The organism is Citrobacter freundii complex sp. 2024EL-00216 (assembly GCF_043945515.1).
Taxonomy (GTDB): domain Bacteria; phylum Pseudomonadota; class Gammaproteobacteria; order Enterobacterales; family Enterobacteriaceae; genus Citrobacter; species Citrobacter portucalensis.
The window spans coordinates 192,058-215,837 of sequence record NZ_JBIMRA010000002.1; the positions used below are offsets into that span (position 1 = coordinate 192,058).

The window sequence follows — 23,780 nt, forward strand, 5'->3', positions numbered from 1 at the left end:
CATCTGCTAAAACTTATAGTGTTCCTTGCTCAGTCCGTATTTTCTCATGCGCAAATACAGTTTCTTACGCGGAATTTGTAAATACTCCGCCACTTCATTAATACGTCCCTGATGAATATTAAGCGCTTCGGTAATGATCTGTCGCTCGTACTCGTCGACCCGACGATCGAGCGGTGTCGGTTCGGGCAAATGTAGCTGTGGATTCGCGGTTTCAGCCAGTGGCAATAACCCAACGGCAAAAAGCTCGGCGGCATTGGCCAGCTCTCGAACATTGCTTAACCACACGCGACGCCGCATTCCTTTTAGTAATTCCCCGTCAACCTCGGGCACGGGATGATTCAGGCGCAGACAGGCTTTCTGCAGATAATGGCGAAACAGCGGCTCAATATCATCCGGGCGCTGAGACAACGGCTGGCAACCAATTTGCGTCATCGCAAAACAGTAATAAAGTTCGGCCACAATCTGATTAGTTGCCGCCAGTTCCACCAACGAAGTGGCGCCAATGCCAATTAAGCGAAACGGACGCCGCTCCTGGCTTTGCAAATGCACCAGCTGGTGCTGCTGTTCGCGCGTCAGGCACTCAATATGGCTCAGGACCAGCGTTCCCCCTTGCGCCTGGGCAATAAGGTCATTGAGTTGCCCCGCATTCTCTAACGTCAATTCCCCGCGGATAAACGGTCCTTCAGCGCTGCGCCCAAGCTGATGCAAATAACGGGCTCCGGTCATACGCCCCGTTCCCGGCTCGCCATAAAACCAGACGGCAATATCCGTTTCAGCCAGTTGCCGTAAGCGCTGGCGGTACTGATTAACCCAGTCACTGTAGCCGACCAGTTCAACCTGGAGCTTTTGCTGGCAATAGTGACGACGTGTAATCACAGATTTTCTCTGACGCAACGCATCCTCTACCAACACCAGCAGTTTGCCTGGATCAACCGGTTTTTGCAGAAAATCCCACGCACCTTTCTTCACCGCGTCCACCGCCATCGGGACATCGCCATGTCCGGTGATCAACAGGATCGGAAGCTGATTGTCATCCTGATGAAACAACGTCATCAGGTCAATTCCATTACAGCCAGGCATACACACGTCGCTCAGGACAATCCCTGGCCAGTCGGCCTGCAGCCAATTTCGGGCATCAAAAGGGTTACTGCATGCGAATACATGATATCCCTCCTGTTCAAGCAACAAGGTGTAAGCGTCAAGAACATCGGCATCATCATCAATAAGCAGAACAGAATATTCATCACTCAACATCGTTTACATCCGTCAGATTAAATTGCAGAACGACGCAGGCATTGCGCCCCGGGGTCGACGCCAGGCGCAGTTCGCCGTTCATTTGCATCATTAACGATACACAAATCGATAAGCCAATACCGAGGCCAACATCCTTACTGGTGGTAAACGGTTTTAACAGTGATGGTAATAATGCTCCAGGCCAACCGGGGCCGTTATCGCTGATAAATACGCACAACCGGCTGCCTTCGGTCTGCCAGTGAACCTCTATTTTCGCCGCAACCGGACAGGCATCCAGCGCATTTGCCAGGACGTTTACCAGCACCTGCTGGATACGCACTTCATCACCAGCCACCCACACGCCCCGGTCTGGGAGCGTCAGCGTACCCTGCTGTGGCTTGTGTCGCATGGCCAACAGTTCCCAGGCAGCGTTGAACGTTTGTCGGAGATCGACCGGATGCAGAGGCGTGCCAGGTTCGGCCCGGCGAGCAAACTGACGCAGTGAACGGATAATGGCATCGATGCGAGTAATCAGCCCTTCCGCTTTGGTTAATGTGCTTCTGGCCTGAGCGGGTTGCCCCTGTTCGATTGCCCTCCCTGCCGTAAACAGGTACATCGACAGCGCATTCAGCGGTTGATTAATCTCGTGCGCCAGCGTGGTCATAGTCTGGCCGACCACCGCCAGTTTTGCCGTCTGGATCAGCTCATCTTGCGTTGCACGAAGATCGGATTCAATCTCCTTGCGCTCGGTCACTTCCTGCTCCAGCTGATTTTTTTGCGCACTCAACTGGCCCAGGGTATGACGCAGCAAGCCTGCAATACGCCCCAGTTCATCGCGTCCATATACCGGGATAGAGGCATCCGTTCTGCCAAGACCAATTTGCACCACGGCCTGGTTGAGCGCAGTAAAACGCTTAACCAGACGCGAGCGAATGAAGTAGTGGTTAAGCCCCCAGGCGAGAAGTAGCGCCAGCAGCGTCGCCAGCAGGATAAGTCCACCGCTGACGCGAACAATTTGTTCCAGCCGCTGGTTAAACGTCTGCATTTGCTGATGGCTACTCCCCAGTTGCGCTTCCAGCAGTGTTCGAAAGCGCCCAAGCGTAGCCTCTCTGGCATGGCTGGCATCAACCAGCGCTTTTTGCGCTGCAACATAATCGCGCATCGTATCGGGCATTTTATTTTTCATCATCCCGATTTCCAGCAGCTCATCGATAGTTTGTCGCAGTGTGATAGTGCTGGGCCAGTCATCGAGGGTGCGGATATTTTCATCCGCCGTTTTCTTCAGATTTTCCAGGTAGCGGATGTGATTCTCCACCAGCATGCCATCGTCGCTACCCGATTTCAGTTCATTGAGCCTGTCGCGTAAATCATCAACGATCTGGTTTTCAATTCTTGCCAGGGTGTAGACCTGTTGCTGCTCGTTTTGCACCTCTCGGGCACGTTTGAGATACAGCGCCGCATCACCATTTTTGGCCTCGATTTGATCCAGCAACGTCCCCTGCTGCCAGGTAAAATCCTGCACCAGTGAATTCAGCTCAGTAGTAAAATCATCATGTAGCCAATCAATGCGCGCGGAAAGCTCGCTCACTTTTTCGCGTACAAGGAACATGTTGTAGAGCACCCGGTCCAGTTCCGCCATCAACGCCCGGCTGTCCTGCAAAATCACCGCCAGTTGCTGCTGTTCTGCTGATTGCAACCCCCTGCTCAGCACTTCGATTTTATCCAGATGCGAGATTATCTGATTGCGCAGTTGCAGCCTTACTGTTGTATTGGGAGCCAGCAGGAATTCATTCAGTTGGTCCACAACCAGATTGAGATTCCCTTCAATCAAAAAAGCGGAATGCACGCGCGGGAAGTAATCATCAAGAGAATAGCGTATCTGCGAGCTCTGCTCATGCCAGGAGTATAAACTGACGCAGCTTACGCTCAACGTCAGTAATGCGCCCGTTAGAAAGGCTCCCCGCAGGCTGCTGCTGATGCTGAGTTGGCGAAGGCGTTGCAGTATCGATCCACCTTTCATTTTAATTCTTCCAGTTTTGATATCGCCTGACGCTGGTTTTTAAGAAACCAGAGCTGCCACTCCATCATCTGCTGTTCGGCAACGCTTTTATTATCAAACTGCGCAAGCCAGGCTTCATCTTCACTACTTTTGGCATCTATCGGAACGCTGGTCAGTAAGGCTCTGATTTCGGGTAGCGGGCGTTTCAGGCGTGCTTCCGCACTGTATAGTGCCCGCCATGCATCCTTCAGTTGCGCAAGACGAAAACTGATGGCGGTATCAAACATCCGCTGCACTAACTGTTGTCGCTTAAGGATCAGCCGATAATTAAGCGGAGGCTGGTTCAGTAAAATAGCCTGCTGAGCAGCGCGGGGATTATCAGATGCGAGCTGCGTTACCGGATATTTCCCCGTATTCGCATCAGCAAGGATCCGCTGTCCCTCCGGGCTTAACAAATAGCGGATAAAACGACGCGCTTCATTGGGGTGCTGGCTGTTCTTGAGAACAGCAACATAGGTTGGCGATACCGCCGAGCGTGGAAAATAGGTAAAAGCCAGGTGAGGATCGTTAAGCAACAGGTTGGCATAATTATCAATGACCGGCCCCGCCACGCCCAGGCCACTCTTAATTTTGTCGGCTACGCCAAAACTGCGTGATGAAATCGTCACCAGATTTCCAGCACTCGCCAGCAGCGTCGCCCACCCCGCATCCCACCCTTTTTGCTGTAGCAATGACTCAACCATCAGATGGTTGGTATCCGAACGCGATGGGCTACTCATCAACAGCGCGTTCTGATATTTGGGCAGCGTTAAATCCCCCCAGTCGGCAGGAGGCGACAGATGCCGTGCCACCAGAGCAGAACGATTAATCAACAGACCAAAACCAGATATCGCCACTGCCACGGAGGTCGAACGGATAGAGTCTGGCACCAGCCGCTGGCTTTCCGGCAACGCATTTTCGAAAGGCGCCAACTTCTGATGCTCCTGCAGATGCTGCAACAGCATAGGGGATGAGGTCAAAATCAGATCAACATTTTCCGCATTCGCGGTATCCAGCAGTTGCTCCAACGAACTGCTGGTCCGGTTTAACGTGCGAATCATCACCGACCCCGGTTCAGTCTGCCAACGCTGAATAATCCAGGCCGTTGCCCCAGGGGAAAAGGTTGTCGCCATTACCAGCTCTTTACCCTGCGCCAGGCAACTCACCGACAACGACATAAAACAGAGCGAGAACGCCCAACAACGCCCCCGGCCCAAAAGTCTGTTTGTGATCCCGTTCATAAATACCAACATATGCAAAAAATAATATTGAGACAAAACTTACCCGTTTATCACCGACTGGGGGAAGAATAAGGTTATTCGTAGAATAACCAAACGGAAAGTGACGACATCGGTAAAGAATACCCGAAAACGCAGTCTGAATTTGTTAATACCCGCACACGCCGATGATAAAAGCGTTCGTAAAAGAATAGAATTGAAAAGCCATTATTTAAAAAGAGTCAAAACCAGCCACGTAATCCACAAATTGTGTCAATAGTGACTCATTTCATCAACTTGAGTTTCTCTGCCGTCTATTTCACTCTTCACTGCGAAAAATCCTGATATTCACATCAATATAAATTTAGGTGATGATATGTTATCCATATTTAAGGCAGGGCCAGCGGCAAATAAAGTCCCGGCGGAGAAAGTCCAGGAAACTTATGGCCGATACCGCATTCAGGCATTACTCAGCGTATTTCTTGGCTATCTTGCGTACTATATTGTGCGTAATAACTTCACGCTATCAACACCGTACCTGAAAGAACATCTGGATCTCAGTGCCACGCAAATTGGTCTACTCAGCAGCTGCATGCTTATTGCCTATGGGATCAGTAAAGGCATTATGAGTAGTCTGGCAGACAAGGCCAGCCCTAAGGTCTTTATGGCATGCGGCCTGGTTCTGTGCGCCATCGTAAACGTCGGTTTAGGATTCAGTACCGGATTCTGGATTTTTGCCGCTCTGGTCGTTTTCAACGGTTTGTTTCAGGGAATGGGCGTTGGTCCTTCATTTATTACCATTGCCAATTGGTTTCCGCGTAAAGAACGTGGACGCGTCGGCGCATTCTGGAATATTTCTCACAACGTTGGCGGTGGTATTGTCGCTCCGATTGTTGGTGCCGCCTTTGCCATTTTAGGGAGCGAGCACTGGCAAAGCGCCAGCTATATTGTCCCGGCTGGTGTTGCCGTACTGTTTGCTTTTATTGTGCTGATTCTGGGGAAAGGTTCACCGCGCCAGGAAGGCTTACCGGCTCTGGAACAAATGATGCCGGAAGAAAAAGTAGTATTAAATTCCCGACACACTGACCAGGCGCCAGAAAATATGAGTGCCTTCCAGATCTTCTGCACCTATGTGCTGCGTAATAAGAATGCCTGGTATGTTTCACTGGTAGATGTCTTCGTCTATATGGTGCGTTTTGGCATGATTAGCTGGTTGCCTATTTATCTGTTAACCGAAAAACATTTCTCGAAAGAGCAAATGAGCATCGCTTTTCTGTTTTTTGAATGGGCGGCAATCCCTTCCACATTACTGGCGGGCTGGCTTACCGATAAACTGTTTAAAGGCCGTCGCATGCCGCTGGCCATGATTTGTATGGCGCTGATTTTCGTCTGTTTGATCGGCTACTGGAAAAGTGAATCCCTGCTGATGGTCACTATTTTTGCCGCCATTGTGGGTTGCCTGATCTATGTTCCACAGTTCCTCGCTTCTGTTCAGACGATGGAAATCGTCCCCAGCTTCGCAGTAGGTTCTGCAGTAGGACTGCGCGGATTTATGAGCTACATTTTTGGCGCATCGCTGGGCACCAGTCTGTTTGGCGTAATGGTCGACAAAATGGGGTGGCACGGCGGCTTCTATCTGCTGATGGGGGGTATTGTTTGCTGCATCCTGTTCTGCTACCTCTCTCATCGCGGTGCGCTGGAACTTGAGCAACAGCGAAAAAATGCTCAGCAAGAGGAAGCATCACTCCAGTTGGCGGATGCCCGGTAATTCATTTCGGTCTCACAAAAAAGTGCCAGCGATGCTGGCACTTCGATAAACTCAGATAAATAATAAATAACTCAAAGTGATAATTTATTGCTAAACGTAAGATTGCAAATTATTGCTTACCATCCGCGACCATAAAGCGAATGATCAAACCACATGTCGGAGCAAGAAACAGGAATAATCCAGTTACCATTTCGTTACCATTGGTCAGCCGCATAGTAAAAACGTAAATTAATGCCGTAAGGATGGCCATGCCGAGAAAAGCGCTAATTGACGCCGCAGCGCCTATAACCTGCCAGATATAGCAACTGACGCACAGAATGCTCAGTATGAGAAAGGTCCAGAAATAGAGCATAGCGATACCTCCTGTCTGCCGTAAACTTAACGTAAGTCCTTACACTCCCTTAACTTTATATTCTAAGACAATTCCTATCTGCATGCAATTTGAGCAACATTTTATTCACAAAAATTATTCGACCGCTTACTATTACACTGTTTCTCCGTCGTTTATTTAATCATCATAAAAACAACGAATTATATATAGGCGAAATTTTGCCCTTAATCGCCCTAAAAACATTTACGAATCTTGAGTAATTATTTCTGGCTGACATTAATTTTCGGGTGTACATTGTGCGTCCGATCATTCATGCCCCCTCGTGGTTTTGTCCTGACTCAGTTTTACACTCTTTACAGGAACCAATGTCGTTCATGGCGGCCTAACGATCAGTGCAGAGTGTAAAGCGACAGCCAAAGAATCTTCGCGATACATCTATTTCGTATCAACAACAGGTGCTTATGTTCCCCCAATGTAAATTTTCACGCGCGTTTTTGCATCCGCGCTACTGGCTCACATGGTTTGGTGTTGGTGTGCTCTGGTTACTGGTACAGCTTCCCTATCCCGTATTGTGTTTTCTTGGTACCCGTACAGGAACGCTGGCTCGTCCATTTTTAAAACGCCGTGAATCTATTGCACGTAAAAATCTCGAACTCTGTTTCCCAAATCTGTCACAGGAAGAAAGAGACAAACTGGTCGATGAGAATTTCCGTTCGCTCGGCATGGGGCTGCTTGAAACAGGTATGGCCTGGTTCTGGCCGGACCGTCGGGTGCGTAAATGGTTTGATGTAGAAGGGCTGGACAACCTGAAGCGCGCTCAGATGCAAAACCGTGGCGTGATGGTCGTTGGCGTACACTTTATGTCGCTCGAGTTGGGTGGTCGCGTAATGGGGCTTTGCCAGCCAATGATGGCAACCTATCGTCCGCACAATAATAAGTTGATGGAGTGGATCCAAACCCGCGGTCGTATGCGCTCCAACAAGGCGATGATCGGCAGAAATAATCTGCGTGGTATTGTCGGCGCCCTGAAAAAAGGCGAGGCAGTGTGGTTTGCCCCCGATCAGGACTATGGTCGTAAAGGGAGTTCTTTCGCCCCCTTCTTCGCAGTCAAAGACGTGGCGACCACCAACGGTACCTACGTGCTGTCACGATTATCGGGCGCAGCAATGCTGACCGTAACCATGGTGAGAAAAGCAGATAACACCGGTTACCGCCTGTTCATCACCCCAGAAATGGAAGGTTACCCGGCAGATGAAAGCCAGGCTGCGGCGTATATGAACAAAATTATCGAAAAAGAGATCATGCGTGCACCCGAGCAGTATCTCTGGATCCACCGTCGCTTCAAAACTCGCCCGATGGGTGAAGCTTCGTTGTATATCTAAAAAGAAAGGCCGTAAGGCCTTTCTTTTTTTCTACGGTTGAATTACTTAACGCCCCATTTGCTGTGCAGCTCAGCCATTCGCTCGTTGTAGTTGCGGGCTATGCAGGCTGATTTATCCTGTTCCTTCCAGCACTCGTTACGCCCTTTCACCCAACCGCGCTGCTCTGCTTTCAGCGTCGGGTTATTGCTCGATTTAACCAGCGCCTGCTTGTAGGCCCCGTTTAACGCTAAATCCATTTCTGAGAGCGAAGGACTGTGGCAGATAATCTCTTCGATACTGCCCTTTGCAACCGCAGCGCAGGAAAAAGAGGGTCCAGTGCTGGTCGATTTTTTGGCCCCAGAAAAGTCAATATTATCTTCAGGCAGGCATACCCCGTGCTTTCGATTCGGCCCACTCCAGGAAACGTCCGGATTTCCGTCATCTTTACGAGAAATAGAAACCGTATTGTTGCCGCTTTTGGCTTCCCAGTAATTTTCATTGAAGGCCTTCACCGTCGCCTTCGAGCCATCAATCCAAACATTGCCTTTGCCATCACTATTCACACCACCAATACTTGCGCAGCTGAAATTAAACGCCAACGGTGAGGCCGCCATCGACGTCAATGGCGTAAAAACGAGTGCTAACATCATTAATCTGGTCATTTTTAACCTTTTCATTATCTCATTCTGCGAAAAATTAACCGCATTAACATCATGGCGATATGAGAATTCTCCGAGTAACCATTCCGTCGCTCAATAGCAATTTATTACCGGCAGAAATTAAACTGTCGCCGAATCACGACAGTTGTAAGTTATTAAAATTAAATAAAAAAATGCCTCTTGTCTCTCCTCATTTTTAGGCGTACATTAGCGCCGTCTGGAGCATTAAAGCTCAGAATTCTGAGGTGATGCAGCCAAGCAAATGAGGGGGATTCTCCCTTTCGTTCGCGAGTGCATCAGCTCTCTGTCAGGTAAGCATATGTTCATTTAGACGTACCCCAGGTACGCGGAGAGATGAAAAGTGAAATATTTCTTTATGGGCATTTCTTTTATGGTCATCGTTTGGGCCGGTACTTTCGCCCTGATGATCTAAATTAAAAGACGCAGCAAAAAAACAGGAGCCATCAGGCTCCTGTTTTGCATTTTGGGGAACATTCTGTCAGTCGGTACTTTCAGAAGTCGATTTTGCACTGGTCGGTAACAGGCCATCTGCGCGAAACATCGCCTTGATGCCGCGAATAGCCTGGCGGGTACGGTCACGGTTTTCAATCAACGCAAATCGCACATGCGTATCACCATAATCACCAAACCCAATCCCTGGCGAAACGCATACCTTCGCTTCGTTCAGCAGCTTCTTGGCAAACTCAAGTGACCCCATCCCGGCGTATTGCTCTGGAATTTTCGCCCAAACGTACATTGAGGCCTTTGGCATCTCGACCATCCAGCCTGCTTCATGCAGTCCTTTGACCAGCACATCGCGACGACGTTTATATTGCTCTGCGATATCCCGCACACATTGCTGATCGCCTTCCAGCGCGGCAATTGCCGCAACCTGCAGTGGCGTAAAGGTCCCGTAATCGTGATAGCTCTTGATTCGCGCCAGCGCGTTCACCAGCGTTTTGTTGCCCACCATAAACCCGATACGCCATCCCGCCATGTTGTAGCTTTTCGACAGAGTGAAAAATTCAACAGCGACGTCGCGAGCGCCGGGTACCTGCATAATCGATGGTGCCTTCCAGCCGTCATAAACAATATCAGCGTAAGCCAGGTCGTGAACCACCAGCACGTCATAGCGTTTAGCCAGGGCCACCACTTTCTCAAAGAATTCCAGCTCGACGCACTGCGCGGTCGGGTTGGATGGGAAACCTAAGATCATCATCTTCGGCTTCGGGTAACTTTCGCGTATTGCGCGTTCCAGCTCATTAAAGAAGTCGACACCCTCAACCAGCGGCACTGAACGCACCTGCGCGCCGGCAATCACCGCGCCATAGATATGGATGGGATAACTTGGGTTGGGCACGAGGACCGTATCACCGTGATCGAGCGTTGCCAGCATCAGGTGCGCCAGCCCCTCTTTGGAACCGATGGTCACAATGGCTTCAGATTCAGGATCGATCTCAACATCATAGCGCTCCTGGTACCAGCGGGAAATCGCCCGACGCAAACGCGGAATGCCGCGTGAGGTGGAGTAACCGTGAGTATCCGGGCGCTGAGCCACGGTACACAGTTTTTCGACAATGTGAGGAGGCGTGGCCCCATCCGGGTTCCCCATACTGAAATCGATAATATCTTCGCCGCGCCGACGCGCAGCCATCTTCAGTTCAGCGGTGATGTTAAAAACGTACGGGGGAAGGCGATCAATACGCGTAAAGCGACGTTCAGGGCGGGAGTCAGCCATAATATCCTCAGATTAACGTTAGCGCCCGGACCGTCCGAGCGACGCTGCCACGATGGTGGCACGTTTAGAAAATAGCCTGAATAATTTCCTTCTGTCGAGAGGCAAAACAAAATATTTTTTCCTGACGAAAAAGAGGAACAGTAGAGAAAAATGAGGAAATATTTATTTTCACAATCCGCCAAAAATTACCATCATTTAACATTTTGTTGTTGAATACATTACCTTGAACGCAGCACACACAGGACAGGTATTGTAAATACAACAATCATGCAACAATCCCCTTTTAATATTATGGTTTTTCCCCATTAGCTCTGAACTGCGGGGGTGCTGGTCATCCTGCCTCAGGTTACCTATCATAGTGGTTTAACCCTTGCGCAAGAGTCACCCGTGCACGAAATATTCAATATGCTGCTGGCGGTATTTGACCGAGCAGCACTGATGCTGTTCTGTCTGTTTTTCCTGATTCGTATCCGCCTGTTTCGCGAACTGTTGCACAAGTCAGCCCACTCCCCAAAAGAGCTGCTCGCCGTTACCGCGATTTTCTCCATGTTTGCCCTGTTCAGTACCTGGTCAGGCGTACCGGTAGAAGGTTCTCTGGTCAATGTGCGTATTATCGCGGTCATGTCAGGAGGGATCCTGTTCGGTCCATGGGTTGGCATTATTACGGGGCTGATCGCAGGCACCCACCGTTACCTGATCGATATTGGCGGCGTAACTGCCCTACCCTGCTTTATTACCAGCATTCTGGCTGGCTGCATTGCCGGGTGGATCAACCTTAAGATCCCCAAAGCGCAGCACTGGCGCGCGGGTATTTTAGGCGGAATGCTGTGCGAATCACTGACCATGATACTGGTCGTCGCCTGGGCACCCACCACCGAACTGGGGCTGGATATTGTCTCAAAAATCGGTATCCCGATGATCCTCGGCAGCGTCTGTATTGGTTTTATCGTGATGCTGGTACAAAGCGTTGAAGGTGAGAAAGAAGCCAGCGCTGCAAAACAGGCCAAGCTGGCGCTGGATATCGCCAACAAAACGCTGCCGCTCTTTCGCCAGGTCAATAGCGAGTCGTTACGTCAGGTGTGCGAAATTATTCGCCACGATATCCACGCTGACGCGGTTGCAATCACCAATACTCAGCACGTTCTGGCCTATGTTGGCGTCGGAGAGATCAACTACCGCGATAACGATGACTTCGTCAGCCCCACCACGCAAGAAGCCATAAATCACGGTAAAATAATCATAAAAAACAATGATGAAGCGCATCGCACCCCGGAAATCCACTCTATGCTGGTGATCCCACTTTGGGAGAAAGGCGTCGTGACCGGCACGCTGAAGATCTACTACTGTCACGCTCATCAAATCACTTCCTCGTTACAGGAAATGGCGATCGGTCTGTCGCAAATCATCTCCACCCAGCTTGAAGTCTCCCGCGCAGAGCAACTACGAGAAATGGCAAATAAGGCAGAGCTACGCGCGCTGCAAAGCAAAATAAATCCCCATTTTCTGTTTAATGCCCTGAACGCGATTTCATCGTCGGTGCGGCTTAACCCGGACACAGCACGTCAGCTCATTTTTAATTTGTCGCGCTATCTTCGCTATAATATTGAATTAAAAGACGATGAGCAGATCGACATCAAGAAAGAGCTGTATCAAATCAAGGATTACATCACCATCGAACAGGCCCGCTTTGGCGACAAGCTGACCGTTATTTATGATATCGATGAAGAGGTAAGCTGTTTTATTCCCAGCCTGCTGATTCAGCCGTTGGTCGAGAACGCTATCGTCCATGGGATCCAGCCCTGCAAAGGGAAAGGTGTGGTCACTATCAGCGTTGCGGAGTGCGGCAACCGGGTACGGATTGCCGTACGAGACACGGGTCATGGTATCGACCCAAAAGTGATTGAACGGGTCGAGTCCAATGAAATGCCGGGCAATAAAATTGGTCTGTTGAATGTGCACCATCGCGTTAAGCTGCTCTACGGTGAGGGATTACATATCCGCCGTCTGGAGCCAGGCACAGAGATTGCCTTTTATGTACCTAATGTGCACTCGCCCGCAGCCGCGCCAACTACATTATTGCTTTAACCAGGAGTGAAGTCGTGAAAGTCATCATTGTTGAAGATGAATTCCTGGCCCAACAGGAACTGAGCTGGCTGATAAAAGAGCACAGCCAGATGGAGATTGTCGGCACGTTTGACGATGGTCTGGACGTGCTGAAATATCTCCAGCACAACCGCGTTGACGCCATTTTTCTGGATATTAATATTCCCTCGCTGGACGGCGTATTGCTGGCACAAAATATCAGCCAGTTCGCACATAAACCCTTTATTGTGTTTATTACCGCGTGGAAAGAGCATGCTGTTGAAGCCTTCGAACTGGAAGCTTTTGACTACATTCTGAAGCCGTACCAGGAATCACGCATTGTCAGCATGCTGCAAAAGCTGGAAGCCGCCTGGCAGCAACAGCAAACGGGAACGTCCCCTGTAAGTCCGGTGGCCCGCGAAAACGATACGATCAACCTGATCAAAGATGAGCGGATCATCGTGACCCCAATCAACGACATCTACTACGCTGAAGCGCATGAAAAGATGACGTTCGTCTATACGCGACGAGAATCATACGTCATGCCGATGAACATCAGCGAATTTTGCAGCAAACTGCCGGCTTCGCATTTCTTCCGCTGCCACCGCTCGTTCTGCGTAAATCTGAATAAAATCCGCGAGATCGAACCCTGGTTTAACAACACTTATATTCTGCGTTTAAAGGATCTGGAATTTGAAATCCCGGTTAGTCGGAGCAAAGTGAAAGAATTCAGACAATTAATGCATTTATAGTGCTGAAAAAACGTGACGAATGGAGAGTACAGCGCACGCTTTCAGTCGTTTCCGCGACGAACGGGATAGCGGAACTAAGTTTGTAGTATATTGGTCGTCACTCTATTTTTTACAGGTGATGTCATGGCGAAGCTGAGCGAAAAATATCAACGTACATATCCACGCGAATACGCAAAAGAAGCGGAAAAAAATGCCCTGATATGGATAAGTACGGACGATTATTTAGCTGAGTACCTGGATATTCATGAACAATGCCATCTGGATTATTCACTGCAACAACAGCTGAGTTCATGGCTTTTTATGCTGCGCATGAAGCGCAGCCCGGATTTATTAGGATATAAAACCGCGATACAGTCAAATGATATGGAATCTCTGCACTTATCCCTGCGACAGTCTGCGATGATTAAACATGTGACGCAGGGTGTGGACTCAGGCTGCGATCACAGTATTAATGTATGGACGACACTGGAGATTCTTGCCGCGGGTTTATTTGACCGAGTACCGCTCTTATTGCCTGAAAAGTTGGGCATGAGTGATAACGGTCACCCTGTTAACCTGGCCATGACGAATTTAATGATGGCGGTGTGGTACAAACGTGCAGACTTTGCAGTGGATGCCAGAAAAAGAGCGCAAAAGGTACTGGCCACGAAGCAGACAGCAAGCGATATGTTCATCCTCAGCTATCTGATGGCGCTCCTGGATGAGGATGTGACAGAAGCAGGCACGCAACTCGATTTATATTGTAAAAGCGTGTCTGCATTGAGAGAACCAGGGCTCACTAAGCTCCATAAAATGTTCTGGCCATACGCGCACGGATTATACAACCTAGCTTATATTGTGTTGGGCAAAGATAAAGCCAGCGCGATGCCGAAACCAACCGCAGAGTGTTTTATGGACGATCTGGCGGAATGGCAAAATAAACATAACTATCGCCATGGCCCGCAATTTGTTGAATACCCTAAACCAATTGACCTTATTAACACCCTGATCTCATGCACGCCGCCAGAATGTTGTTTGCATCAACCCTATCTGGATACCGATAAAAAATATAAAAACACAAGATACCTGCATGCCGATTTATTTGAACAACAGATGATCAAGATAATTTTAGAAAATATGAACAGCCAGAACGACAAGGCCGGATAAGCGCTGAGCGCCATCCGGCCCTGACCTTACAAAATATGCCCCAGCGTCTGACGTAAATGCGCACCAGCGCCAAGTAGTCCAGGATTATCGTGCACGATCAGATACACCGGAATATCCTGCACGTAGGCTTTAAAACGGCCTTTATCTTCAAAACCACCGCGGAAGCCCGACGCTTTAAAGAAGTCGAGGAAGCGCGGCACAATACCGCCGGCGATGTACACACCGCCAAATGTGCCCAGCGTTAACGCCAGATCGCCACCAAAACGTCCCATGATGACGCAGAACAGCGACAGCGCACGACGACAGTCAATGCAGGAATCTTCCAGCGCCCGTGCGGTGATATCCTTCGGCTGCAGATTTTCCGGCAGGCGTCCGTCAGATTTGACGATCGCGCGATACAGATTCACCAGTCCCGGACCAGACAGCACGCGTTCTGCGGACACGTGACCTATTTCCGCGCGCAGAACCTCAAGGATAATTCCCTCTTCCTCGCTGTTAGGCGCAAAATCCACGTGGCCGCCTTCACCAGGGAGACTTACCCAGCGTTTATCCACGTGGACCAGATGCGCCACGCCAAGCCCGGTTCCTGCGCCATAAACCGCAATAGGTTTACCTTCAACAGGTTCCGCGCCACCAAACTGGATTAAATGCTCTTTTTTCAGCATCGGGATCGCCATCGACACAGCGGTGAAATCATTGATGATTTCCAGATGGCTGAAGCCCAGGTTTTTTTTCATCTCAGCAATAGAGAACGCCCAGGTATGGTTGGTCATTGCCACCCAGTCGCCGGTGATCGGACAGGCAATGGCAATACAACCATCTTCAACGCTAACGCTATGCTCATCCAGGTACACGCGCACCACCGCCTCCAGACTTGGATAATCCAACCCGGAATAGGTTTTTGCCTGCGAAATCTCGCCGCTGGCAATATCGCACAGAGCAAGACGCGCGTTGGTGCCGCCAACATCCCCTACTAAAGCATATTTTGTCATTCTTCCACTGCTCCGCTAAAGTCAGAATAAATCTTTGCACACTGTAAATTCATGGGGACATAACAACAACGGTCTGAAGGCTGATGCCCGTGGAAAATCGATCCAGATCACACAATTACTTTATCGTTTCAGCACCATTTGCAGCGATGTCGTCAGGCAGGCTGTGCAAACTATGTCTATGACTCTGTTTTAAGGAATAGAAAATGCTCCATCCGCGAGCCAGAACGATGCTCTTGCTATCAACCCCAGCGCTAATCATTGGCATAGCGTCCAGCCTGGTGTTGATCGTTGTGATGAAAGTGGCTTCCGTTTTACAGCAGTTTTTGTGGGAGCGTCTGCCTGTTAGCATCGGTATAGCCCAGGACTCTCCGGTCTGGATTATCGGTATGCTGACACTCACAGGGATCATGGTCGGGTTAGTTATCCGTTACAGCCATGGTCACGCAGGCCCGGATCCGGCCTGTGAACCGTTAATTGGTATGCCGGTGCCAACGTCAGCAATACCGGGCCTGCTGGCAGCACTAATCCTCGGCCTCGCGGGTGGCGTCAGCCTGGGTCCGGAACACCCCATCATGACCGTGAATATCGCACTGGCAGTGGCACTTGGTAGCCGCATGTTTCCGCGCATTGCGAAGCTGGACTGGACCATTCTCGCCTCTGCCGGCACCATCGGCGCGCTATTTGGTACCCCCGTTGCCGCCGCGCTGATATTTTCGCAAACGCTGAATAGCTCAAACGATGTGCCCTTGTGGGATCGCCTGTTTGCACCGTTAATGGCCGCCGCCGCGGGTTCGCTAACCACCAGCCTGTTTTTTCACCCCCATTTTTCACTGCCCATCGCGCACTACACGCAGATGCACTTGATCGATATCCTCAGCGGTGCGGTCGTTGCTGCTATCGCCATTGCCGCTGGGATGGTTGCCGTCTGGTGTCTGCCGCGTTTGCACCATTTAATGCATCGATTAAGACACCCGGTGCTGATCCTCGGGGCAGGCGGTTTTATCCTTGGTATTTTGGGTGTAATCGGCGGGCCGCTTACCTTGTTTAAGGGACTGGACGAAATGCAGCAGATGGCGTTTAGCCAAACGCTGGGGACATCAGATTATTTCATGCTCGCCGTGATCAAACTAACGGCATTGGTGGTAGCAGCGGCGAGTGGTTTTCGCGGCGGACGAATCTTCCCGGCGGTATTCGTTGGCGTCGCGCTTGGCCTGATGCTGCACGCCCATGTTGAAGCTGTGCCGGCTGCCATCACGGTTTCTTGCTCTATTCTCGGGCTGGTGCTGGTCGTCACCCGTGACGCCTGGCTGAGCCTGTTTATGGCAGCAGTGGTGGTGCCAGATTCCACCCTGCTGCCGCTGCTGTGCATCGTCATGCTGCCCGCCTGGCTGCTGCTGGCAGGTAAACCGATGATGGTCGCTGAGCGCCCTGATAAATAGCTATCCGCCGTTGCGAGATTCCAGCGCACGGGTCACCGTGCGCAATAATTCAGGAAGATCGGCTTTCGGTAGCGCCACCTCAATTAACGACAATCGTTGCGGATTGGACAACCGGGCCAGCACCTCTTCCAGCTGTACCGCCTGCTTCACCCGCCAACATTCTGCCTGACATTCACGACTAAACGCCTGCGGCACCGACGTCCAGCTCCAGGCGGCGATGTCGTTATAGCGCTGATTTGCCCCATGTATGGCCCGCTCCACGGTATAACCGTCATTGTTGAGCAGTAAAATAACCGGCGATTGCCCGTCTCTGAGCATGGAGCCCAGCTCCTGAATGGTGAGCTGCGCCGCGCCATCACCAATAATCAGGATCACCCGACGGTCCGGACAGGCCGTTTGCGCACCGAATGCCGCCGGGAGCGCGTAGCCGATAGATCCCCACAACGGTTGAACCAGTGCTTCCGCCCCGCAAGGTAGTGAGAGCGCAGCCGCGCCAAAGGCGGCGGTTCCCTGATCGACGAGGATAATGTCATCAGGCTTCAGAAACTGCTGCACCGTGTGCCAGAAGTTTTCCTGCGTCAGTGGGCCCTTCTCAACCTGAACACGCCTAATTGGCGGACGTTCTGGCGGTAGAGAAAACGACATTTCCAGGCACAGCTCACGTAATGTGGTGACCGCCTGCTCCATCGGGATGTTAAACCAGTGGGATCCAATTCGTGACGCATGGGGCTGAACGTCAATGGTGCGATCCTGCGGTAGCTGTTGTGTAAACCCAGCAGTGAGGGTGTCGACAAATTGTGTGCCGACACACATTATCGTATCGGCATCTTCTATCGCCTGACGTACATAATCGCTGCTGGCTCCAGCGCTGTACGTGCCAACAAACGCCGGGTGACGCTCATCAAACAGTCCTTTGCCCATCAACAACGTGGCATGAGCCATCGGCGTTTCTGCCATCCAGCGCTGTAAAACCGGCTGCAGACCAAAACGCAGCGCGAGGAAGTCGGCCAGCAACGCTACGCGTGGGCTGTCCAGCAATCGTTCACGGGCATGGTAGCGAAACGCCTCTATCACGCTGCTTTCCGGCTCGCTCAGAGGAACAATCATAATATCATTCGGTGGCGTAGCAGGCTGTTTAGCCACATCAGCAGGTAGCATCAGATAGCCCGGCCTGCGCTCGCTGAGCATCATTCGCAACACACGGTCAATTTCATAACAGGCATTTTGTTCATCCAGTATCGCGCTGGCCGTCGTTACCGCCTGCTGCATGCGGTAAAAATGCTGAAAGTCACCGTCACCCAAAGTGTGATGCATCAACTCTCCGCGACGCTGCGCGCCGCGACAGGGTGCGCCGACAATATGCAAAACAGGAACATATTCCGCAAAGCTACCCGCGATACCGTTAATTGCGCTTAACTCCCCCACACCAAACGTGGTGAGCAGCGCCCCAACCCCGGATACCCGGGCATAGCCATCTGCCGCATAAGCCGCATTCAATTCATTCGCACACCCGACCCAACATACGTTGGGATGTTCAATCACGTGGTCAAGAAACTGCAAATTATAATCGCCCGGCACACCAAAGAGATGGCCGACGCCACAGCCTGCCAGCCTGTCCAGCAGATAATCAGCAACGGAATACGGGGTTTGCATGACAGCTATCCTTCTGACGGTAACCTCATGTTGAGTATCGAAGAACTGTGATGACTGTCCAGGAAAGTCGCTGTGAAGGGGTGGAAAGCAGGATTTACAGTTTTGGCGGTAAAAATTCATTGAAGAATCGACAGTGTAACCGTATACACTGAAAGGCACACGCATTGTGGAAGGGGGGTGACATGGTTTATCACGCAGATGAAAATCGTTATCAGACAATGGAGTACCGCCGCTGCGGTCAGAGCGGCCTTAAGCTCCCGATTGTCTCTCTGGGTTTGTGGCACAATTTTGGCGATACCACACAGGTCGAGAACAGTCGCGCATTGTTACAGCGCGCATTCGATCTGGGGATTAACCATTTTGATCTGGCAAATAACTATGGTCCACCACCGGGTTCGGCAGAACGGAATTTTGGTCGGATCCTGCAGGAAGATTTTTTACCGTGGCGAGATGAGCTTATTATCTCCACAAAAGCGGGCTACACCATGTGGGAAGGCCCCTACGGTGACTGGGGTTCACGCAAATATCTGATTGCCAGTCTCGATCAAAGCCTGAAGCGTCTGGGGCTGGAGTATGTCGATATCTTCTACCACCATCGCCCCGACCCTGAAACACCGCTCAGAGAAACCATGCGCGCGCTGGATCACATCGTCCGTCAGGGCAAAGCGCTGTACGTCGGGTTGTCTAACTATCCGGCAGATCTTGCCAGGCAGGCGATTGAAATACTCGACGATTTAGGTACGCCATGCCTTATTCACCAGCCCAAATATTCCATGTTTGAACGTTGGGTCGAAGGCGGCTTGCTGTCGCTATTACAGGAAAAAGGTGTCGGCAGTATCGCCTTCTCACCGCTGGCTGGCGGACAGTTAACCGACCGCTATCTGAACGGCATTCCTGCGGATTCTCGTGCGGCAAGCACCAGTCGCTTTCTGAATCCGGACCAGATCACTCCACAAAAACTGGAAAAAGTGCGGGCGCTGAATGTGCTGGCAGAACGACGCGGGCAAAAGCTTTCCCAAATGGCGCTGGCATGGGTGTTACGGGATGACAAAGTCACGTCCGTGCTGATTGGCGCGAGTAAAACGGCGCAGATTGAAGACGCTGTCGGTATGCTGGCAAACCGTCACTTTACGTCTGAAGAGTGCGCGGAGATTGATGCTATCCTGAGTTGATTGAAATAAAGACACATTTATTAACAAAAAGTGCTCTCACTTGCGATTTAAGAGTTAAGGCGATGAAACGGGGCTTTACTGCCCCGTAATATTACGTTAACAGGCCGGCTACGGCTCGATCGTGAAGGAGAGAAAACATGTTCAGGTCACTGATTCTGGCGGCAGTCTTATTGGCTTTTACACCGCTGGCCGCGAACGCTGGCGAAATCACCCTGCTGCCATCAATAAAATTACAAATTGGCGATCGCGATAACTACGGTAACTACTGGGATGGCGGCCGCTGGCGCGACCAGGATTACTGGCACCATAACTATGAGTGGCGCAAAAATCGCTGGTGGCGTCATGACAACGGCTACCATCGTGGCTGGGACAAACGCAAAGCTTATGAGCGCGGTTATCGTGAAGGCTGGAACGATCGTGACGACCACCGCGGTCGCGGGCGTGGCCACAAACATCATCATTAATGTAACAAAAGGGCCAACGGGCCCTTTTGTTTTTACAAACCGAGTGCGGTTCCTACCAACAGCCAGATATTGAGCGCCACCACCAGCACAACAATCACCCAACCTACCTGTTTTACCCAACGGGTATTCACCAAATCGCCCATCAGCTGACTGTTGCTAGTGAAGATCAACAGCGGCACCAGCGCCAGTGCAATACCAAAACTGAGCAATACCTGGCTCATCACCAGAATACGCGTCGGATCCAGTCCCATCAGAATCACAATAAATGATGGCATCATGGTGACGGTACGGCGTACCCAAAGCGGAATGTGAAAGCGGATAAACCCTTGCATCACCACCTGCCCGGCCAACGTACCGACCACGGTAGAAGAAAGTCCCGCAGCCACCAGGCTTAAACCGAATACCGTCGCCGCAGCGTGACTCAACAGCGGTTCAAGTGTCAGATACGCTTGATCGAGATCGGCAATACCGGTATGCCCGCTAAAGTGAAATGCAGCGGCAGCCGTCGCCATCATCGCCAGATTGACAAATCCAGCAATCGTCATGGCGATTGCCACATCCCATTTCGTGGCCGCATAGCGCTGTTGACGTGTTCCGCCGTGCAGATGCTGAGTTAAGGAAGAGTGCAGATAAATGACGTGTGGCATGATAGTCGCGCCGAGCACGCCAGCCGCCAGGAACACCGCTTCGGAATTAGGCAGGCTCGGGATAACCATTCCCTTGCTAAGTTGCGCGAAGTTCGGCTGGGAAAAGATCAGTTCCACAATGTAAGCCGCTGCCACAAACAGCAGCAAGCCGCCAATCACTTTTTCCAGCGGTTTTTGCCCACGGCGCTGCAACATCAGAATCAAAAAAGTCGCGATACCGGTGAGCACGGCCCCCTGCAATAACGACACGCCGAGGATCAATTTGAAACCAATCGCGGCGCCAATGAATTCAGCAAGGTCTGTCGCCATGGCGATAATTTCGGCCTGCACCCAGTAGAACCACACCACCGGACGAGGATAGTGATCGCGAATTTGCTCCGCTAGGTTTTTACCCGTGGCAATACCCAGCTTTGCCGACAGCACCTGAATCAGCATCGCCATCAGATTTGCCCAGACCACCACCCACAACAGTTTATAGCCAAAGCTGGCCCCTGCCTGGATGTTGGTGGCGAAGTTGCCCGGATCGATGTAGCCGATCGCCGCGATGAACGCAGGTCCCATTAATGCGAGCTTCAACTTGCGCGCTGCCCGTCCACTGCTACTCTCAACGCGATCGTTAGTCATTTTAGTGCCTCAGAAACATAGCCTTTGCTATGTTTCAAGCTACGCCTATTGAGAATGATTATCAAATTCATTTTAATGGGTGAAGTTGATTTCTCTGATAGTGTTTGTCTATGGATCGATAAGGATTCTGGAAATACCGGTGAGATGTTTAATTATTGTTATGAGATTAGCACAATGACATAACTTTTCACTTCCATACTAAACATAACAGAAGTGTATCACCGATCACTAATTTTGAATCTCGTCACAGGTCCTTATTATAGTGTGTGTTTGATCTCGTTTTCTTTATGGTTGTTACATAGAATGTGCACGAAAACTAAACCTGCCTCATATTTGGAGCAAATATGGACCGCGTTCTTCATTTCGTCCTGGCCCTTGCCGTGGTTGCGGTACTCGCACTGCTGGTAAGCAGTGACCGTAAAAAAATCCGCATTCGTTATGTTATTCAATTGCTTGTTATTGAAGTGTTACTGGCATGGTTCTTCCTGAACTCTGATGTCGGTCTGGGCTTCGTGAGAGGCTTCTCCGAGATGTTTGAAAAACTCCTCGGATTCGCTAATGAAGGGACAAACTTTGTCTTCGGCAGCATGAACGACAAAGGCCTGGCATTCTTCTTCCTGAAAGTGCTGTGCCCAATCGTCTTCATTTCCGCTCTTATCGGTATTTTGCAGCATATCCGCGTTCTGCCGGTTATCATCCGCGCGATTGGTTTCCTGTTATCCAAAGTGAACGGTATGGGCAAGCTGGAATCCTTCAACGCCGTCAGCTCCCTGATCCTGGGTCAGTCCGAGAACTTTATCGCCTATAAAGATATTCTCGGCAAAATGTCTCGCAACCGTATGTACACCATGGCTGCAACGGCGATGTCGACCGTTTCCATGTCTATCGTCGGCGCGTACATGACCATGCTGGAACCGAAGTACGTGGTTGCGGCGCTGGTTCTGAACATGTTCAGCACCTTTATCGTGCTGTCGCTGATCAACCCGTACACCGTTGATGCCAGCGAAGAAAACATTCAGATGTCTAACCTGCACGAAGGCCAGAGCTTCTTCGAAATGCTGGGTGAATACATCCTGGCAGGTTTCAAAGTGGCAATTATCGTTGCGGCGATGCTGATTGGTTTCATCGCGCTGATCGCAGCCCTGAACGCCCTGTTCGCCACCGTGACCGGCTGGTTTGGTTACAGCATCTCCTTCCAGGGCATCCTGGGCTACATCTTCTACCCGGTTGCATGGGTAATGGGTGTGCCGTCCAGCGAAGCGCTGCAGGTGGGCAGTATCATGGCAACCAAACTGGTTTCCAACGAATTCGTTGCGATGATGGATCTGCAGAAAATTTCCGCCACGCTCTCTCCGCGTGCAGAAGGTATCCTGTCCGTGTTCCTGGTCTCCTTCGCTAACTTCTCTTCCATCGGTATTATCGCCGGTGCGATTAAAGGTCTGAACGAAGAGCAAGGTAACGTGGTTTCCCGCTTCGGTCTGAAGCTGGTGTACGGCTCTACGCTGGTGAGCGTACTGTCTGCATCTATCGCAGCACTGGTGCTGTAAGCGTAAGACAACATCGTATTGATAAGACCGGGGAGATTCTTCTCCCCGGTTTTTTTATGCCTGCTATTCAGCAAACCGAAGAGATACAGGGTGGAAACAGAAACAAAAAACCCCCGCTTTTCAGCGAGGGTTTAAATTTTGGTGGAGCTAAGCGGGATCGAACCGCTGACCTCTTGCATGCCATGCAAGCGCTCTCCCAGCTGAGCTATAGCCCCACGATGCTATTACGTACATACCAAATTCATTGGGATTAAATTTGGTGGAGCTAAGCGGGATCGAACCGCTGACCTCTTGCATGCCATGCAAGCGCTCTCCCAGCTGAGCTATAGCCCCATTACGTAAAGCTTGTCGAGTTGACGGGCGGCATCATATGAATTCCCTTCGCGTGTGTCAACGGCAAAATTAACTCATAGAATTCAATCGCTGAAAAAGCAGTCAAATGAAGAACATTGCGTAACAACTCGCATTCAGTAGTTAAACGCGTCACGGTTTCTACTAAAATGGTGCTATAAAATGAGCCACTAATTAACCCCACGACTATTCAGGGAATCGTTATGTTCAAGGAACGGATGACGCCAGAAGAACTTGCTAATCTGACCGGATACAGCCGACAGACCATCAATAAATGGGTGTGCAAGGAGGGTTGGGCTACATCACCAAAACCAGGCGTACAGGGCGGTAAAGCGCGTCTGGTTCACGTCACCGAACAAGTTCGTGAATACATTCGCAGTGCTGAGCGTTCAGCCGAAGGTTTATCAGATAATTTATCGTTATCCGGCGATACCTCTATCGAAGCTCTACTGATTAGGCTCGCCAAAGAGATGACTCCGTCAGAACAAAAAATGTTTACGTCACTGATCCTGCGTGAAGGCATTACGGGTTTGTTACAACGCTTAGGGATCCGCGACAACAAATAA

Annotated in this window: 20 protein-coding genes and 2 tRNA genes; 11 read left to right on the top strand and 11 right to left on the bottom strand. The window is 50.7% G+C overall.

Annotation, left to right across the window (positions count from 1 at the left end; genetic code table 11):
• Positions 1-6: 6 nt before the first annotated feature.
• Genes pgtA through pgtC form a run of 3 tightly spaced genes read right to left on the bottom strand, consistent with a single transcriptional unit; the run spans position 7 to position 4,449 of the window.
• Positions 7-1,254 (bottom strand): two-component system response regulator PgtA, encoded by a 1,248-nt coding sequence (gene pgtA / locus ACHHZ7_RS03345; RefSeq protein ID WP_060683478.1) that lies wholly within the window; start codon positions 1,252-1,254, stop codon positions 7-9.
• Positions 1,244-3,238 (bottom strand): two-component system sensor histidine kinase PgtB, encoded by a 1,995-nt coding sequence (gene pgtB / locus ACHHZ7_RS03350; RefSeq protein WP_187392930.1) that lies wholly within the window; start codon positions 3,236-3,238, stop codon positions 1,244-1,246. The genes pgtA and pgtB overlap by 11 nt, the downstream gene beginning before the upstream one ends.
• Before the next feature lie 11 nt (positions 3,239-3,249).
• Complete coding sequence (gene pgtC / locus ACHHZ7_RS03355) at positions 3,250-4,449, bottom strand: phosphoglycerate transport regulator PgtC (RefSeq protein WP_122984195.1); 1,200 nt, start codon at positions 4,447-4,449, stop codon at positions 3,250-3,252.
• A gap of 415 nt (positions 4,450-4,864) precedes the next feature.
• Between pgtC and pgtP the strand changes: the two genes are divergently transcribed.
• On the top strand, positions 4,865-6,256 hold the full coding sequence (gene pgtP / locus ACHHZ7_RS03360) for a phosphoglycerate transporter PgtP (protein WP_048234793.1): 1,392 nt from the start codon (positions 4,865-4,867) through the stop codon (positions 6,254-6,256).
• Between the two features lie 109 nt (positions 6,257-6,365).
• Here pgtP and ACHHZ7_RS03365 read toward each other — a convergent pair whose 3' ends face one another.
• Complete coding sequence (locus ACHHZ7_RS03365; protein WP_008785383.1) at positions 6,366-6,608, bottom strand: DUF2545 family protein; 243 nt, start codon at positions 6,606-6,608, stop codon at positions 6,366-6,368.
• Positions 6,609-7,048: 440 nt separating this feature from the next.
• Between ACHHZ7_RS03365 and lpxP the strand changes: the two genes are divergently transcribed.
• A complete protein-coding gene (gene lpxP, locus ACHHZ7_RS03370; protein ID WP_020996694.1) occupies positions 7,049-7,969 on the top strand; it encodes a kdo(2)-lipid IV(A) palmitoleoyltransferase in 921 nt (306 codons plus the stop codon).
• A 41-nt stretch (positions 7,970-8,010) separates the two neighbouring features.
• Here lpxP and ACHHZ7_RS03375 read toward each other — a convergent pair whose 3' ends face one another.
• Positions 8,011-8,625: a lysozyme inhibitor LprI family protein gene (locus tag ACHHZ7_RS03375; protein ID WP_060683476.1), complete on the bottom strand. Its 615-nt coding sequence runs from the start codon at positions 8,623-8,625 to the stop codon at positions 8,011-8,013.
• A gap of 343 nt (positions 8,626-8,968) precedes the next feature.
• Between ACHHZ7_RS03375 and ypdK the strand changes: the two genes are divergently transcribed.
• A complete protein-coding gene (gene ypdK, locus ACHHZ7_RS03380; protein ID WP_010723117.1) occupies positions 8,969-9,040 on the top strand; it encodes a membrane protein YpdK in 72 nt (23 codons plus the stop codon).
• A 66-nt stretch (positions 9,041-9,106) separates the two neighbouring features.
• Here ypdK and alaC read toward each other — a convergent pair whose 3' ends face one another.
• Positions 9,107-10,345, bottom strand: a complete 1,239-nt coding sequence (alaC, locus tag ACHHZ7_RS03385) for an alanine transaminase (RefSeq protein WP_008785386.1) — start codon at positions 10,343-10,345, stop codon at positions 9,107-9,109.
• Between the two features lie 387 nt (positions 10,346-10,732).
• Between alaC and ACHHZ7_RS03390 the strand changes: the two genes are divergently transcribed.
• From ACHHZ7_RS03390 to ACHHZ7_RS03400, 3 genes are all read left to right on the top strand, one after another.
• Positions 10,733-12,430, top strand: a complete 1,698-nt coding sequence (locus ACHHZ7_RS03390; protein ID WP_123969770.1) for a sensor histidine kinase — start codon at positions 10,733-10,735, stop codon at positions 12,428-12,430.
• A 14-nt stretch (positions 12,431-12,444) separates the two neighbouring features.
• A complete protein-coding gene (locus ACHHZ7_RS03395) occupies positions 12,445-13,179 on the top strand; it encodes a LytTR family DNA-binding domain-containing protein (protein WP_003834866.1) in 735 nt (244 codons plus the stop codon).
• 123 nt (positions 13,180-13,302) lie between these two features.
• Entirely contained in the window at positions 13,303-14,325 is a 1,023-nt protein-coding gene (locus tag ACHHZ7_RS03400; RefSeq protein WP_060683475.1) for a hypothetical protein, read from the top strand.
• A gap of 26 nt (positions 14,326-14,351) precedes the next feature.
• On the opposite strand, the gene glk is transcribed toward ACHHZ7_RS03400, so the two are convergent.
• Positions 14,352-15,317, bottom strand: coding sequence for a glucokinase (gene glk / locus ACHHZ7_RS03405; RefSeq protein WP_003028256.1), 966 nt, complete (start codon positions 15,315-15,317; stop codon positions 14,352-14,354).
• 203 nt (positions 15,318-15,520) lie between these two features.
• Here glk and ACHHZ7_RS03410 point away from each other — a divergent pair, with 203 nt between their 5' ends.
• The gene (locus tag ACHHZ7_RS03410) at positions 15,521-16,756 is read left to right on the top strand and encodes an ion channel protein (protein WP_032944118.1); all 1,236 of its coding nucleotides are present in this window, start codon (positions 15,521-15,523) and stop codon (positions 16,754-16,756) included.
• Here the strand turns inward: ACHHZ7_RS03410 and ACHHZ7_RS03415 are convergent, their stop codons facing one another.
• Complete coding sequence (locus tag ACHHZ7_RS03415) at positions 16,757-18,409, bottom strand: alpha-keto acid decarboxylase family protein (protein WP_060683472.1); 1,653 nt, start codon at positions 18,407-18,409, stop codon at positions 16,757-16,759.
• A 182-nt stretch (positions 18,410-18,591) separates the two neighbouring features.
• Between ACHHZ7_RS03415 and mgrA the strand changes: the two genes are divergently transcribed.
• Positions 18,592-19,581, top strand: coding sequence for an L-glyceraldehyde 3-phosphate reductase (mgrA, locus tag ACHHZ7_RS03420; protein ID WP_048234784.1), 990 nt, complete (start codon positions 18,592-18,594; stop codon positions 19,579-19,581).
• A 137-nt stretch (positions 19,582-19,718) separates the two neighbouring features.
• A complete protein-coding gene (gene ypeC / locus ACHHZ7_RS03425) occupies positions 19,719-20,045 on the top strand; it encodes a DUF2502 domain-containing protein YpeC (RefSeq protein WP_060683471.1) in 327 nt (108 codons plus the stop codon).
• 32 nt (positions 20,046-20,077) lie between these two features.
• Here the strand turns inward: ypeC and ACHHZ7_RS03430 are convergent, their stop codons facing one another.
• Positions 20,078-21,316, bottom strand: coding sequence for an Nramp family divalent metal transporter (locus tag ACHHZ7_RS03430; RefSeq protein ID WP_003834891.1), 1,239 nt, complete (start codon positions 21,314-21,316; stop codon positions 20,078-20,080).
• Between the two features lie 344 nt (positions 21,317-21,660).
• Between ACHHZ7_RS03430 and nupC the strand changes: the two genes are divergently transcribed.
• Positions 21,661-22,863, top strand: coding sequence for a nucleoside permease NupC (gene nupC / locus ACHHZ7_RS03435; protein ID WP_060683470.1), 1,203 nt, complete (start codon positions 21,661-21,663; stop codon positions 22,861-22,863).
• Positions 22,864-23,002: 139 nt separating this feature from the next.
• Here the strand turns inward: nupC and ACHHZ7_RS03440 are convergent.
• Both ACHHZ7_RS03440 and ACHHZ7_RS03445 read right to left on the bottom strand, forming a co-directional pair.
• Positions 23,003-23,078: transfer RNA gene (locus tag ACHHZ7_RS03440), tRNA-Ala, on the bottom strand.
• A gap of 42 nt (positions 23,079-23,120) precedes the next feature.
• Positions 23,121-23,196, bottom strand: a tRNA-Ala gene (locus tag ACHHZ7_RS03445).
• Positions 23,197-23,417: 221 nt separating this feature from the next.
• Here ACHHZ7_RS03445 and ACHHZ7_RS03450 point away from each other — a divergent pair.
• On the top strand, positions 23,418-23,780 hold the full coding sequence (locus ACHHZ7_RS03450) for a YfeC-like transcriptional regulator (RefSeq protein ID WP_395148619.1): 363 nt from the start codon (positions 23,418-23,420) through the stop codon (positions 23,778-23,780).

Bases quoted from the DNA above. Each gene is read 5' to 3' on its own strand.
- glk (WP_003028256.1), bottom strand. From the start codon at position 15,317: ATGACAAAATATGCTTTAGTAGGGGATGTTGGCGGCACCAACGCGCGT.
- alaC (WP_008785386.1), bottom strand. From the start codon at position 10,345: ATGGCTGACTCCCGCCCTGAACGTCGCTTTACGCGTATTGATCGCCTT.
- mgrA (WP_048234784.1), top strand. From the start codon at position 18,592: ATGGTTTATCACGCAGATGAAAATCGTTATCAGACAATGGAGTACCGC.
- ACHHZ7_RS03400 (WP_060683475.1), top strand. From the start codon at position 13,303: ATGGCGAAGCTGAGCGAAAAATATCAACGTACATATCCACGCGAATAC.
- ACHHZ7_RS03410 (WP_032944118.1), top strand. From the start codon at position 15,521: ATGCTCCATCCGCGAGCCAGAACGATGCTCTTGCTATCAACCCCAGCG.
- lpxP (WP_020996694.1), top strand. From the start codon at position 7,049: ATGTTCCCCCAATGTAAATTTTCACGCGCGTTTTTGCATCCGCGCTAC.
- pgtC (WP_122984195.1), bottom strand. From the start codon at position 4,449: ATGTCGTTGTCGGTGAGTTGCCTGGCGCAGGGTAAAGAGCTGGTAATG.
- ACHHZ7_RS03365 (WP_008785383.1), bottom strand. From the start codon at position 6,608: ATGCTCTATTTCTGGACCTTTCTCATACTGAGCATTCTGTGCGTCAGT.
- ACHHZ7_RS03430 (WP_003834891.1), bottom strand. From the start codon at position 21,316: ATGACTAACGATCGCGTTGAGAGTAGCAGTGGACGGGCAGCGCGCAAG.
- pgtP (WP_048234793.1), top strand. From the start codon at position 4,865: ATGTTATCCATATTTAAGGCAGGGCCAGCGGCAAATAAAGTCCCGGCG.
- ACHHZ7_RS03375 (WP_060683476.1), bottom strand. From the start codon at position 8,625: ATGAAAAGGTTAAAAATGACCAGATTAATGATGTTAGCACTCGTTTTT.
- pgtA (WP_060683478.1), bottom strand. From the start codon at position 1,254: ATGTTGAGTGATGAATATTCTGTTCTGCTTATTGATGATGATGCCGAT.
- nupC (WP_060683470.1), top strand. From the start codon at position 21,661: ATGGACCGCGTTCTTCATTTCGTCCTGGCCCTTGCCGTGGTTGCGGTA.
- ypeC (WP_060683471.1), top strand. From the start codon at position 19,719: ATGTTCAGGTCACTGATTCTGGCGGCAGTCTTATTGGCTTTTACACCG.
- ACHHZ7_RS03415 (WP_060683472.1), bottom strand. From the start codon at position 18,409: ATGCAAACCCCGTATTCCGTTGCTGATTATCTGCTGGACAGGCTGGCA.
- ACHHZ7_RS03450 (WP_395148619.1), top strand. From the start codon at position 23,418: ATGTTCAAGGAACGGATGACGCCAGAAGAACTTGCTAATCTGACCGGA.